This is a genomic window from Streptomyces pratensis, assembly GCF_037137275.1.
Taxonomy (GTDB): domain Bacteria; phylum Actinomycetota; class Actinomycetes; order Streptomycetales; family Streptomycetaceae; genus Streptomyces; species Streptomyces pratensis_B.
This window is the reverse complement of the sequence record NZ_JBBBEN010000092.1, coordinates 414464-427070: the sequence shown is the minus strand read 5'-3', so window position 1 is coordinate 427070 and position 12607 is coordinate 414464. Positions and strand designations below refer to the sequence as shown.

12 protein-coding genes are annotated in these 12607 nt (G+C 68.4%); 6 read left to right on the top strand and 6 right to left on the bottom strand.

The window, feature by feature from the left end:
- Position 1 precedes the first annotated feature (1 nt).
- The gene (locus tag V9U70_RS18720; RefSeq protein WP_336676674.1) at positions 2 to 769 is read left to right on the top strand and encodes a DUF3159 domain-containing protein; all 768 of its coding nucleotides are present in this window, start codon (positions 2 to 4) and stop codon (positions 767 to 769) included.
- A gap of 137 nt (positions 770 to 906) precedes the next feature.
- Here V9U70_RS18720 and V9U70_RS18715 read toward each other — a convergent pair whose 3' ends face one another.
- Both V9U70_RS18715 and V9U70_RS18710 read right to left on the bottom strand, forming a co-directional pair.
- Positions 907 to 1584, bottom strand: coding sequence for a potassium channel family protein (locus V9U70_RS18715; protein ID WP_336676672.1), 678 nt, complete (start codon positions 1582 to 1584; stop codon positions 907 to 909).
- Positions 1584 to 2252: a potassium channel family protein gene (locus V9U70_RS18710; RefSeq protein ID WP_336676670.1), complete on the bottom strand. Its 669-nt coding sequence runs from the start codon at positions 2250 to 2252 to the stop codon at positions 1584 to 1586. The genes V9U70_RS18715 and V9U70_RS18710 overlap by 1 nt, the downstream gene beginning before the upstream one ends.
- A 559-nt stretch (positions 2253 to 2811) precedes the next feature.
- Between V9U70_RS18710 and V9U70_RS18705 the strand changes: the two genes are divergently transcribed.
- The 4 genes from V9U70_RS18705 (at position 2812) to V9U70_RS18690 (ending at position 7369) form a co-directional block, all read left to right on the top strand.
- Positions 2812 to 4860: an APC family permease gene (locus V9U70_RS18705; RefSeq protein ID WP_336676669.1), complete on the top strand. Its 2049-nt coding sequence runs from the start codon at positions 2812 to 2814 to the stop codon at positions 4858 to 4860.
- A 229-nt stretch (positions 4861 to 5089) separates the two neighbouring features.
- The gene (locus V9U70_RS18700) at positions 5090 to 6418 is read left to right on the top strand and encodes a class I SAM-dependent RNA methyltransferase (RefSeq protein WP_336676667.1); all 1329 of its coding nucleotides are present in this window, start codon (positions 5090 to 5092) and stop codon (positions 6416 to 6418) included.
- 460 nt (positions 6419 to 6878) lie between these two features.
- Positions 6879 to 7031 (top strand): hypothetical protein, encoded by a 153-nt coding sequence (locus V9U70_RS18695; RefSeq protein WP_336676666.1) that lies wholly within the window; start codon positions 6879 to 6881, stop codon positions 7029 to 7031.
- A complete protein-coding gene (locus tag V9U70_RS18690; RefSeq protein WP_336676664.1) occupies positions 7028 to 7369 on the top strand; it encodes a hypothetical protein in 342 nt (113 codons plus the stop codon). The genes V9U70_RS18695 and V9U70_RS18690 overlap by 4 nt, the downstream gene beginning before the upstream one ends.
- Positions 7370 to 7724: 355 nt before the next feature.
- Here V9U70_RS18690 and V9U70_RS18685 read toward each other — a convergent pair whose 3' ends face one another.
- From V9U70_RS18685 to V9U70_RS18675, 3 genes are read right to left on the bottom strand one after another with little or no spacing between them, the layout of a single operon-like run.
- Complete coding sequence (locus V9U70_RS18685) at positions 7725 to 8381, bottom strand: contact-dependent growth inhibition system immunity protein (protein ID WP_336676663.1); 657 nt, start codon at positions 8379 to 8381, stop codon at positions 7725 to 7727.
- A gap of 13 nt (positions 8382 to 8394) precedes the next feature.
- A complete protein-coding gene (locus V9U70_RS18680) occupies positions 8395 to 8694 on the bottom strand; it encodes an RNase A-like domain-containing protein (protein WP_336676662.1) in 300 nt (99 codons plus the stop codon).
- Between the two features lie 58 nt (positions 8695 to 8752).
- Positions 8753 to 9316, bottom strand: coding sequence for a hypothetical protein (locus V9U70_RS18675; protein ID WP_336676661.1), 564 nt, complete (start codon positions 9314 to 9316; stop codon positions 8753 to 8755).
- 71 nt (positions 9317 to 9387) lie between these two features.
- On the opposite strand from V9U70_RS18675, the gene V9U70_RS18670 reads away from it, so the two are divergent.
- Positions 9388 to 10238 (top strand): IS5 family transposase gene (locus V9U70_RS18670; RefSeq protein ID WP_419723997.1). Its coding sequence is split into 2 segments (ribosomal slippage): positions 9388 to 9736 and positions 9736 to 10238, totalling 852 coding nucleotides; the frame shifts between segments, so codons are not numbered across the junction.
- 17 nt (positions 10239 to 10255) lie between these two features.
- On the opposite strand, the gene V9U70_RS18665 is transcribed toward V9U70_RS18670, so the two are convergent.
- Positions 10256 to 12025, bottom strand: a complete 1770-nt coding sequence (locus V9U70_RS18665) for an RNase A-like domain-containing protein (RefSeq protein WP_336676659.1) — start codon at positions 12023 to 12025, stop codon at positions 10256 to 10258.
- Positions 12026 to 12607 lie beyond the last annotated feature (582 nt).

Sequence of the window (12607 nt, the reverse complement as noted above, 5' to 3'; positions counted from 1 at the left end):
GGTGACGTCTCTCGACAAGCCGACGTCCGACACGGACCAGCCCTACCGCACCGAACAGCAGGACGCCGACGCCAAGGCCGTCACCGAGGCCGCCCTCTTCGAGGCCTTCGGCGGTGTGCGCGGCCTGGTGGAGACAGTCCTCCCCGGGCTGCTCTTCGTCACGATCTTCACCATCAACAAGGACCTGCACGTCTCGGCCATCGCGGCCCTGGCCGTGTCCGTGGCCCTGGTCGCCGTCCGGCTGATCCGCCGCGACACCGTCAAGCACGCCTTCAGCGGCGTCTTCGGCGTGGCCTTCGGCGTCGTCTTCGCGATGATGACCGGCAACGCCAAGGACTTCTACCTGCCGGGCATGCTCTACACGCTGGGTCTCGCGGTCGCCTACCTCGGCACCGCCGCCGCCGGGGTGCCGCTGATCGGCCTCATCCTCGGCCCGGTCTTCAAGGAGAACCTGTCCTGGCGGACCCGCAACCCCGGCCGGAAGAAGGCCTACACGAAGGCCAGCTACGCCTGGGGACTCATCCTGCTGGCCAAGTGCGCCATCCTCTTCCCGCTCTACTGGTGGGCCGACACCACCCAGTTCGGCTGGGTGCTGGTCGCGCTGAAGATCCCGCCGTTCCTCCTCGCGGTCTACCTCACCTGGGTCTTCCTGGCGAAGGCCCCGGCGCCGATCGACGTCTTCGCCGAGATGGAGGCCGAGGAGCAGGCGGAGAAGGACCGCAAGGCCGCGGCGGCAGCGGCAGCGGCTCTGCACAACCCGGAGGCCTGATCCGTACGCCGGCGGGGCGGCGGCCCCGCGCCGGCGCGGGACCCCCATCGCGCGTCGGGCGGTAGGGCCACGGGGGACTGAACGGAAGAGGCCCGGGACCACTCAGTGGTCCCGGGCCTCTCGCGGTGGTCGCGTGATCAACCGCCCGAAGGGTCGTGGCGGACCGACAACAGGTCCTCCAGCTGCTCCTCACGCGCCTGGGCGGCGACGAACAGCAGCTCGTCGCCGGCCTCGAGCGACTCCTCGGGGCTCGGCGTCAGCACCCGCGTCCCGCGGATGATGGTGACCAGCGAGGTGTCCTCCGGCCAGGCCACGTCCCCGACGCGTGTGCCGGCCAGCGCCGACTCAGGCGGCAGCGTCAGCTCCACCAGGTTGGCGTCGCCGTGGCTGAAGCGCAGCAGCCGGACCAGGTCGCCGACGCTCACCGCCTCCTCGACCAGGGCCGACATCAGGCGCGGCGTCGAGACGGCGACGTCCACACCCCAGGACTCGTTGAAGAGCCACTCGTTCTTCGGGTTGTTCACGCGGGCCACCACCCGCGGCACCCCGTACTCGGTCTTGGCGAGCAGCGAGACGACCAGGTTCACCTTGTCGTCCCCGGTCGCGGCGATCACCACGTTGCACCGTTGCAACGCTGCCTCGTCCAGCGACGTGATCTCACACGCGTCCGCGAGCAGCCATTCGGCCATCGGCACCCGCTCCACCGAGATGGCGCTCGGCGCCTTGTCGATGAGCAGTACCTCGTGCCCGTTCTCCAGCAGCTCGGCGGCGATGGAGCGGCCCACCGCCCCCGCTCCGGCAATCGACACACGCATCAGTGACCGCCCCCCTCGGGCCCCTCGGCGAAGGCCGCCTCGACCGCGGCGATCTCGTCCGTCCGCATCATCACGTGGACCAGGTCGCCCTCCTGGAGGACGGTCTGGGACGTCGGCAGTATGGCCTCGCCCAGACGGGTGAGGAAGGCCACGCGGACCCCCGTCTCCTCCTGGAGCGTGCTGATCTTGTGGCCGATCCAGGACGGTGTCGTGTGCACCTCGGCGAGCTGCACACCCCCGCTCGGGTCGCGCCACAGCGGCTCCGCGCCCGAGGGCAGCAACCGGCGCAGCATCTGGTCCGCCGTCCAGCGCACCGTCGCCACGGTGGGGATGCCGAGCCGCTGATAGACCTCGGCGCGACGGGGGTCGTAGATGCGGGCCGCGACGTTCTCGATGGAGAACATCTCGCGGGCCACCCGGGCCGCGATGATGTTCGAGTTGTCGCCGCTGCTGACCGCGGCGAACGCTCCGGCCTCCTCGATCCCCGCCTCGCGGAGGGTGTCCTGATCGAAGCCGACTCCGGTGACCCGGCGGCCGCCGAATCCGGAACCGAGGCGGCGGAACGCCGTGGGGTCCTGGTCGACCACCGCGACCGTGTGCCCCTGCTGTTCGAGGGTCTGCGCGAGCGCGGCTCCGACCCGCCCGCAGCCCATGATGACGATGTGCACTGTGCGCTTACCCCGCCGTCCTGGTCATCCGGCTGACCTGCGAAAACACGCTGCTCATACTTCTCTCTCAGCTTGCCGGGCAAACAACGGGCACGCACCTGCGGTGCGGCCAGAGGACGAGCTTATGCGGCCTTGCGTCCTTTGCCTCATCCGCGTACGGCTTCGACGGGGCACGTGGGCAAAGGGGAGGCAAAGGGGCGAGGACGAGCGGGGTGCGCGACGAGCGGGAGGTCTGGGCGGGTGCTGGTGCCGCGACGAGCGCAGGATCGCGTCCGGGACCAGATCGCCAGGAGGCGCCCGCGCCACCGCCTCCCTCATCGGGGGTGGCGTGAGCTCACAGAGGACGACGTGGAGCTGGAGAGGGGGCCCGCGTGCCCCTGAGGGTCGCTGCGCTCTCCCGAGGGACACCTGGCTGCCCCGGGCACGCCGCGAGGATCGCGTTCGCGCCGCAAGGATTGCGTTAAGGAATGCGCGGGCGTCTCCGCTGATCGCGGGAGAATGCGGGGCCATGGCGTTCAGGCGGCCGAGACCTCGCTGTCCAGCGCTTACGATCCTCTGCGTGTCCAAACTGACCGACGTGCCCAAACGGATTCTGATCGGCCGGGCGCTGCGCAGCGACAAGCTGGGAGAAACGCTCCTCCCCAAACGCATCGCGCTCCCCGTCTTCGCGTCCGACCCGCTGTCCTCGGTGGCGTACGCGCCGGGAGAAGTCCTCCTGGTGCTGTCCGTCGCGGGCGTGTCGGCGTACCACTTCAGCCCGTGGATCGCGGCCGCCGTCGTGGTCCTGATGTTCACCGTCGTTGCCTCGTACCGGCAGAACGTGCGCGCGTACCCGAGCGGCGGCGGTGACTACGAGGTCGCGAACACCAACCTCGGCCCCAAGGCGGGACTGACCGTCGCCAGCGCGCTGCTGGTCGACTACGTGCTGACCGTCGCCGTGTCGATCTCCTCCGGCGTGGAGAACCTGGGCTCCGCGATCCCGTTCGTCGTCGAGCACAAGACGTTCTTCGCCATCGGCGCCATCGTTGTGCTCACGCTGATGAACCTGCGCGGCGTCAAGGAGTCCGGGAGGCTTTTCGCCGTCCCCACCTACCTCTTCGTAGCCGGCGTCTTCCTCATGATCCTGTGGGGTGCGTTCCGGGGCCTGGTCCTCGGCGACACGATGCACGCCCCCACCTCCGACTTCGAGATCGACGCCGAACACGAGGGGCTTGCCGGGTTCGCCCTGGTCTTCCTGCTGCTGCGCGCGTTCTCGTCGGGCTGCGCCGCCCTCACCGGGGTCGAGGCGATCAGCAACGGCGTCCCCGCCTTCCGCAAGCCGAAGAGCAGGAACGCCGCGACGACGCTCGCCGCGATGGGCCTGCTGGCCGTCACCATGTTCTGCGGCATCATCGGTCTGGCCCTGGCCACCGACGTCAAGATGGCCGAGAACCCGGCCACGGACCTGATCCGTGACGGCTCCCCGGTCGGCGCGGGCTTCACCCAGGACCCGGTGATCTCCCAGGTCGCCGAAGCGGTCTTCGGCCACGGGTCGTTCCTCTTCATGATCCTCGCCACGGCCACCGCGCTGGTCCTCTTCCTGGCCGCCAACACCGCGTACAACGGTTTCCCGCTCCTCGGCTCGATCCTCGCCCAGGACCGCTACCTGCCGCGCCAGCTGCACACCCGTGGCGACCGCCTCGCGTTCTCCAACGGCATCGTCCTGCTGGCCGGGGCCGCGATCCTGCTCGTCTGGATCTACGACGCCGATTCCACCCATCTGATCCAGCTGTACATCGTCGGGGTGTTCGTCTCCTTCACCCTCAGCCAGATCGGCATGGTGCGGCACTGGAACCGCCACCTCACCACCGAGAACGACCCGGGCCGACGCCGTCACATGGTCCGCTCCCGTACGATCAACGCCTTCGGCGCCACCTTCACCGGCCTGGTCCTCGTCGTCGTCCTCGCCACCAAGTTCACCCACGGCGCCTGGGTCGCACTGCTCGGCATGGTGATCTTCTACGGGACGATGACCGCGATCCGGAAGCACTACGACCGGGTCGCCGCCGAGATCGCAGCCGACGAGTCGTCCGCGGACGAGGGGCTGCGCCCCGCCCGCGTCCACGCGATCGTGCTCGTCTCCAAGCTCCACCGCCCCACACTGCGCGCCCTCGCCTACGCGAAACTGATCCGCGCGGACCACCTGGAGGCGCTCTCCATCAGCGTCGACCCGCACGAGACGAAGGCGCTGCGCGAGGACTGGGAGCGGCGGGGCGTCGACGTACCGCTCAAGATCCTCGACTCGCCCTACCGCGAGGTGACCCGCCCGGTCGTCGAGTACGTCAAGAGCCTGCGCCACGAGCGGCCGCGCGACGTGGTCAGCGTCTACATCCCCGAGTACGTGGTCGGCCACTGGTACGAGCACCTGCTGCACAACCAGAGCGCCCTGCGCCTCAAGGGCCGGCTGCTGTTCACCCCGGGCGTCATGGTGACCTCGGTCCCCTACCAGCTCCAGTCCTCCGAGGCCGCGAAGAGGCGCGCCCGCAAGCGTGCGGAGTGGAACGCCCCGGGCTCGGTCCGTCGAGGGCTGGTGGAACGCAGGCCCAAGGAGCCGGGCCGGAAAGGCTGAGGGCAGACAAAAGGGGCCGACGGGGCTGACCGGAGAAGCACCGGCCGGAGGGCACGGGGCGACGGCCGACGGGAGGCTGCTTCGACCTGAGGAACCGACCGGCGGGGACTGACACCCGGGGGACTCATGTGGTAAGCACTCCGGCCGCCGCCGCGTAGACTGGTGGGCTGCTGTCCGGCCGCACGCCCGACCGCTCGTCCGCCCCTCCCTCCCCCTGGAGCCTCCTCTCATGCAGAACGCACCCACGTCGTCACTGGTCGGGGAGGAGTACGAGGTCGAGGTCGGGCCCGTCGCGCACGGCGGTCACTGCATCGCCCGTACCGCCGAGAACCAGGTCCTCTTCGTCCGGCACACCCTCCCCGGCGAGAAGGTCGTCGCCCGGGTCACCGACGGCGACACCGGCTCCCGCTTCCTGCGCGCCGACGCCGTACGCGTCATCGAGCCGTCCAAGGACCGCGTCGAGGCGCCGTGCCCGTACGCCGGCCCCGGCAAGTGCGGAGGCTGCGACTGGCAGCACGCCAAGCCGGGCGCCCAGCGCCGTCTCAAGGGCGAGGTCATCGCCGAGCAGCTCCAGCGCCTCGCCGGCCTCACCCCTGAAGAGGCCGGCTGGGACGGCACGGTCATGCCCGCAGAGGGCGACAAGCTCCCCGCGGGGGAGGTGCCTGCCTGGCGGACCCGCGTCCAGTACACCGTCGACGAGGAGGGCAGGGCGGGCCTGCGCAAGCACCGCTCGCACGACGTCCAGCCGATCGACCGCTGCTTGATCGCCGCGCCCGGCGTCTCGGAACTCGGCGTCGAGAAGCGCGAGTGGCCCCAGATGGCCGCGGTGGAGGCGATCGCCGCCACCGGCTCCAACGACCGCCAGGTCATCCTCACCCCGAAGCCCGGCGGCCGGCTCCCCCTGGTCGAGCTGGACAGGCCGGTCTCCGTGCTCCGCGTCGACGAGAAGGACGGCGGTGTCCACCGCGTCCACGGCCGCGCCTTCGTCCGCGAGCGCGCCGACGACCGCACCTACCGCGTCGGCTCCGGCGGCTTCTGGCAGGTCCACCCGCAGGCCGCCGACACCCTGGTCCGCGCGGTCATGCAGGGCCTGCTGCCCCGCAAGAACGACACGGCCCTGGACCTGTACTGCGGCGTCGGCCTGTTCGCCGGCGCCATCGGCCAGCGCATCGGCGAGAAGGGTGCGGTCCTCGGCATCGAGTCCGGCAAGCGCGCGGTCGAGGACGCCCGCCACAACCTCAAGGACCTCGACCGCGTCCGCATCGAGCACGGCAAGGTCGACCAGGTCCTGCCCCGCACCGGCATCACGGAGTGCGACCTGATCGTCCTGGACCCGCCGCGGGCCGGCGCGGGCAACCAGGTCGTCAAGCACCTGTCGAGCCTCGGCGCGCGCCGCATCGCCTACGTGGCCTGCGACCCGGCGGCACTGGCCCGAGACCTCGCGTACTTCCGGGACGGGGGGTACCGGGTGCGGACGCTGCGGGCGTTCGACCTGTTTCCGATGACGCACCATGTGGAGTGCGTGGCGATCCTTGAACCCATCGCAAAGGCTGCCTGAGCTGCGGGTTTGGGTGGTGTACGTTTACTGCGACGTGGGCATTACAGACGATATCTTGACGCTGAAATGACGCTCTACGAGGCATCTTGACGCTCATTTGGCGCTCGCTCTGATGGGGTGTCAGGTGTGTCGCGTCGCTGGTCGGCTGGCCTGATGGGGAACTCCGCGAGGCGGGGGTGCCGGAGTTTTCTGGTGTCAAACAGTCATGCTCAGCCACATCAGCAGAGCGCCCAGCAGGTTCTTGGTTTGCTGGTGGTGCGCGGCTCAGAAGCAGTTTGACCAGCGAAAACAGCTCCGATCGTCACAGGCTGCGGAAGGCTGTTCCGGGCATTGTCCAGACCTTGGTTCGAAGGTTCGTGGTGATGGGTGCTGCTCGCATGTTGCGCTTTTGCGACGATGACGGCTTCGGCACTGCTTCGAGAGGCGACGACGGGCCGCAGAAGACTTCGCGAGACACACGGTGGCTCTGCACGGTCACGCGGCGCTGCGCGGGGAGGCGAAAGCGGAGTCCGTGCAGGAGGCCAACCGCCTGGCGGTCGTGAAGGCGCCGAAGGTGGAGTATGTGCAGAGCTGGACGCCAGTGACGACGAGCAAGCTGGAGGGGTCGAAGTGAGCGAGATCAGGCGCGACGAGTGGGTTGGGATGACCAAGTCCGCCAAGAGGTACGAGCCGTTTTGGGAAAGCGTCCGGGTGGCGGAGGCACAGGGTCGTCCAGTGATGCATGTCGTTAAGGTTGGCAAGTTCATCATGCAGGCGTCCACGGACATCGAGCTCGCCAAGCTGTTCGCGGAGCACCAGATCTCCGACCAGGATGAGGTCGGCGAGTTCGACTGGGTGCCGGACGAGTTCGAGGTGCTGCATCTTCGGTTCAAGAACACGCGGACCGGGGAGTGGGAGTCCACCATCCAGTCCATCTCGACGGTGCCAGCGCTGCCGGAGGTGCCGAAGTGAGTGAGCCGCAGGGTCGCCTACCCGAGGCTGGCCGAACCCCTTGCCGTCGGCACCGCGGTCCTGACCTGCCTGACCGGCCGCGTAGGGGCGGTGGTCAACACGATCCGGAAACGTTCCTGACCGCGACGGGCGACCCGGGACAAGACACAGAACCCATGATGTTGGTGGCGGTATGCCTCCACGAGGCCCGGGGGACTGCTGCATGGATAGGTGACACCTGACCTGGCTTGCTGAGAGGCGGCCTGGACCGACGCTCAGCTCCGGGTCCCGAGGATAGGGCTCGGCCCTGCGACGCTGTCCACGTCCGTGCCATCCTGCGGCTGTGGAGAGCCCGCCCCGCGACCGAGCAGCCGGATCAGACGCCGGAGAGCGTCGCCGCCAGCGACTGGAACCAGGTGCCGTGGGAGAACGGTTCCGGCGGGCCGACCTCCATGCCGAGTTCGGCGGCAGCCAGGGCGTAGTCCCCCTCGTCCAGGTGGAGGGCGAGCAACTCGTGCAGTTCGCCCGCGAGGCGGGCGACCAACTGCGGGTTTGTGGTGCCGGCGTAGTCGGCGACTGCGGCGTCGTGGCCGGGGAACTCGTCAACGATGTCCTGAGAGAACCAGCCCCCCAGCAGTTGCGCGGTCTCCGGGAAACGCGCGTGCCACTCCCAGTGCGTCTGCGGGGACGATGGTTCCGGGACGTCGCCCTCCTCGATGCTCCTCTTCAGGTGGTCGGCCAGCACTGTCAGCCAGTCACCGATGTCCGACTGGGGCTTTCCGGTGTCCGGGATCGAGTAGAACTCACCCAGCTCCTGCCGGATGCGGCCTGGAGGATTGCGGCTGTACTCGCGCAGTTGTCGCTCCGCCTCCGCGACGGCCGCGGGGCGGGTATGCCAGGTGTGACGGAGATACGCGTCCAGGGCGCGACTGCGCCGTTCCGGGGTGTCGTCGGCCGGCTGCCCCAGATACGCGCGCATCACCTGGTCCAGCTCGCCGTACCGCCGATCGTGTTCGAGGGGTTTCATGGACATGTGCGTGTGACCCCTACAAGTAGAACGGGACGGTCGTGTGGACGACGAAGCCGAGCGGACTCATCGGATCGCGGCGCAGCACCACGCGCGCCGCGCGCACGTCGACGGGACCGCGCCCGGCCAGCAGATCGCCCTCCAACTGAACCCGGCCCACGGGCTCCTCACGGGACGGCCAGGCCGCCTCGAGGGTGAGGCGGACCCGGGTGTTCTGGGCGAGCCAGCGGTGGACGGCCTGTTCGTTGGCGGTCACCACCTGCTGGGTGGCCCACTGGGCGGTCTCCCGGTCGGGATAGGAAGCGGAACGGGTCAGCACGGGGGCATCCTTTCAAATCACCTGGTCGGATCCTGCGCTCGTACGAGCGGCAAATGGTTCAGTAGTCGGAGAAGTTCCAGAACATGCCGACCTCAGTGTCCGAGACGACGATCAGGCCGCAGTCCTCCGAGTACACGCTCAGGGGGTTGTACCCCCAGTGCGACGTCGTAAAGTCGAGTGCTCCGGGCACAGGGCCGGGCCGGCTGACGTTGGTGTGATAAGTGGCCTCGTCGCCGTAACGTGCGAGGATCGTCCTCGCCATCGCCCGCAATTCTCCTTCGCTCTCCGTGAAGCGCTTCAGGTTGGACAGGGTGCAGCAGTCGTCGGTGAGGGCCAGCAGCAGGTTCTCGGCGCTGGCCCGATCGATCTCGCGGAGACGCTGCGCGATGTACTCCGGGGGGTGCACAGCGAACGGAAACGTGGCAAACCCCTCGCGCTCCGGGTCCTGCGCCGAATCGTCGAGACCCGTCCAGCCCCGGGGGTCCGGGACGGCCCGGGCCATTAGCTTGAGGACGTCGAGGACCCAGTCCTCGTGGCGGCGTGGGCCTGTGGCGTCGTACGGGTACGCGTCCTCGAACAGGTGGCGTACCGCGGCTTCCCAAGAGTTCTGTTCGAGGGACATGTGGTGCTGGCCTTTCTCGGCGTGCGCTAGGGGGTGTCTTCAAAGTCTGATGGTGAGGCACCATATGACGCATGGTGCGGCGACATGAGCTCTCGGATGAAGAGTGGGACGTTTTGTCGGGGCTGCTTCCGCGGACGGAAACGGGGCGGCCCCGGCGGGACGACCGGGTGGTGCTGAACGGAATCGTGTGGAAGCTGCGGACCGGTTCGGCCTGGCGTGATGTGCCGGAAAGATACGGGTCCTGGCGGACGTTGTACACGCGTTTCCGCAGGTGGGCGCTCGATGGCACGTTCACGCGGATGCTTGAGGCCGTCCAGGCACAGAAGGATGCGGCTGGAGACGTCGACTGGCTGGTTTCCGTGGACTCCACGATCACCCGCGCTCATCAGCACGCGGCCGGTGCCCGTAAAAAGGGGCAGGCCCTGCAGAAACGGCACACGCTCACGCCCTCGGACGATCCCGTGGCGGACTGACGACCAAGATCCACCTCGCCTGCGACGGCCGCGGCCGTCCGCTCGGCTTCGTCGTCACCGGCGGCAACGTCAACGACTGCACGCAGTTCGAGCAGGTCCTCGCGCAGATCAGGGTTCGCCGCCCAGGCCCAGGCCGACCGCGCAACCGGCCCGATCACCTCCTGGGCGACAAGGGATACAGCAGTCGAGGCATACGCAACTACCTGCGGAAGCGCGGTATCCCGCACACCATCCCGGAACGCTCGGACCAGCAGGCAAACCGCCGCCGTCGCGGCAGCAACGGCGGCAGGCCGCCCGCTTTCGACAAGGAGCGCTACAAACAGCGCAACGTCGTCGAGCGCTGCTTCAACGCGTTAAAGCAGTACCGGGCCATCGCAACCCGCTACGACAAAACACGCGAATCCTACGAAGCGGCACTCACCATCGCGTCACTCCTGATGTGGATATAACCCTTTGAAGACAGGCCCTAGGACTTGGAGGGCATCGACGTCATGACGGTGAACGGAGGAGTGCGGCTGCTGTCGTACCGGAGCCGTGTGTCAATACCGGTGACGTCGTACGACCTGGCATTCATGCCGCCCTGTTTGTAGCCGGACAGCGGGTCGTTGAGGTCCACCGGCTGTTTGCTCACACTGCGGCCGCTGGTCTCGCCGTTCGGCGCGGTCGAGTGGAAGTCTCTGACTTCGCCCTCCCTCGGCGGGGGAGGGCCCTTGATCCAAACCTCGATAGCGGACGTGTTTTTGTTGAGGTTGTACTCGGTCAGCTCCTCCGCCCGCCGATAGTTCGGGAAGGCCGAGGAGGCGCTGGGCTTTGGCTTGCCGTGCGGCCAGGCGGCGGTAGGGCCGTTCCCCTGCTGATCACGCAGGCGCTGCGCCAACTGCTCGTCCGTCTTGCCGACGTGCTTGTCCAGAGTGTGGCCGTCCGCCATGTACTCGTTGGCGGCGAGGTTCAGATCGTAGACGCCGTTCGAATTGACCTTCAGCCAGACCTTCGAGTCCTGGAACTCCTCCAGGGCCCGGGCACCGAAGCCGTGCGAACGGGCGACGCCGGCCTCGAAGTTGGGTGCGCTCCGGAATGCCTCGTCCAGCGGCTCCCTCAGCGCCTCCATGCGCATGGTGAGGCCCTCCAGGATGCCCGTGTACTTGTCGACGATCCCGTTCAGCCTGCTCGTGTCGATGTTCAGGACCGTCTTGACGTCGAACGACAGGATCAGGCCCGCGCCCTTGCCGATCACGGAGGTGACGGTGCCGAGGATGCTCTTGGGGTCCTTGGGCTTGGCGAGATCTTCGATGATCTCCTTGGCGGCTTTCCACATGGCGCGGTGGAGCTCGTCCGCGACATCGCGGTTGAGGTCGACGGCGGCCTCGGCGTACTCGCGCAGGATTGTGGCGATCTTGTCCGCAGTGTCCTTCAGCACGGCCAGAACCGGCTCACTGCCCGTGGGAACCCGCGGCGTGCCCGGACCTGAGTTGGCGGTCTGCCCCCACTGGTAGCCGTGCCGTTGCTGCCCCCACGCCGTCCCTCCCCACAGGGCGCTGCAGAAGGTCCGCATCGCGGCTTCCCAGTCCGCCTGCTGGTGGTTGGTGATAGCACCCACCGCCTGGGTCAGCTGGTCCGCCCCCAACGTCGCGGTGATGGATACGTTCATCCAGCTGTGACAGAGCGAGTTGAGGTAGTGCTGTTGCGGGAAGGGGTGGACGTCCGCCACCCTTCCGATCCGGAACACGTTCTTGCACAGTGGCTGGAGGACGTCCCGGACGATTTCGGGTATGCCCTCCATCAGGCCGCGGAGGATGTCGTCGCCGCCGTCGTCGTCGCCCCACTTGATATCGGGTACCGAGTCGAAGTTCGGGGCCTTGTCGATGACCGCAGGCCGCGGGCGCTGCTCGGCCGTCCTCCCCGGCTTGGGATGGGCCGCCACGTCTGCTCTGGTGTAGGCGTTGGCCGTCTCGGTGAACCCGACTGCGACACCGCCGACGCTGAGCACGGACCGGCCCCAGACCTCCAGCCAGCGATTGCCGATCTTCTTGTACGCCCGGGCGAACTTTTCGGCCTCCGTGCCGGCACCGCCTGCGTCGGGGTACTTGCCCAGCTCCTCGAGAAGCGTCTTTGCACCCCGTACCAGGAAGTCCTGCTGCGCGGCGACCCGTCCGGAGACCGACCAGAGGTCGCTCGGCTTGACGTCGATGGTGCCGCTACCACCCGGCGGCTGGGCGGGCGAGGAAGGACCGGCCATCAGGCACCGCCTCCCCAGCCTTCGAGTACGGACCTGTTGGCCGCGGCGTAGTTCAGGTGCCCCTTCACCACGACCTCGTGGAGCCAAGCCTGGGTCGTCGCTTTATCATGGAGGAGAGGTTTTTTGGCCGCCGCGAGCCATCTGGCCGCCCGGGCGGCCAGGTCGGTGTAGCCGCTCTGGCCCCGGTCGGTGCGGTCAGGGCGCTGAGATGCATCCGCCTTCGGGCTGCGGATCGCCTGCGTCTGCTCCGGGTTGCGCTGTTGAGGTGCTGGCGATGTGCTCAAAGGACTGCGGTCACCGGCCGGACGGACCTTCAGGTTGGTTCTCGCGAGGGCTCGGCCCTGCGACGCTGTCCACGTTCGGGCCCTCCTGTGCCTGTGGAGCGCCCGTCCCCCGACCGCTCAGCCGGATCGGACGCCGGAGAGCGTGGCTGCCAGCGACTGGAACCAGGCGCCCGCGGCTTCGCCGCCCGCCTCATCCGGCGGGGATGCCGAGGACACCTTCGCCCCTGTCCAAGCAGGACAGGGGCGAAGGCGCCTTTGTGCGGCGATCGTGAGCGGGGTTTCCATCCGCTCCCCGGCT

Bases quoted from the DNA above. Each gene is read 5' to 3' on its own strand.
- V9U70_RS18715 (WP_336676672.1), bottom strand. From the start codon at position 1,584: ATGCGTGTGTCGATTGCCGGAGCGGGGGCGGTGGGCCGCTCCATCGCC.
- V9U70_RS18700 (WP_336676667.1), top strand. From the start codon at position 5,090: ATGCAGAACGCACCCACGTCGTCACTGGTCGGGGAGGAGTACGAGGTC.
- V9U70_RS18685 (WP_336676663.1), bottom strand. From the start codon at position 8,381: ATGTCCATGAAACCCCTCGAACACGATCGGCGGTACGGCGAGCTGGAC.
- V9U70_RS18675 (WP_336676661.1), bottom strand. From the start codon at position 9,316: ATGTCCCTCGAACAGAACTCTTGGGAAGCCGCGGTACGCCACCTGTTC.
- V9U70_RS18665 (WP_336676659.1), bottom strand. From the start codon at position 12,025: ATGGCCGGTCCTTCCTCGCCCGCCCAGCCGCCGGGTGGTAGCGGCACC.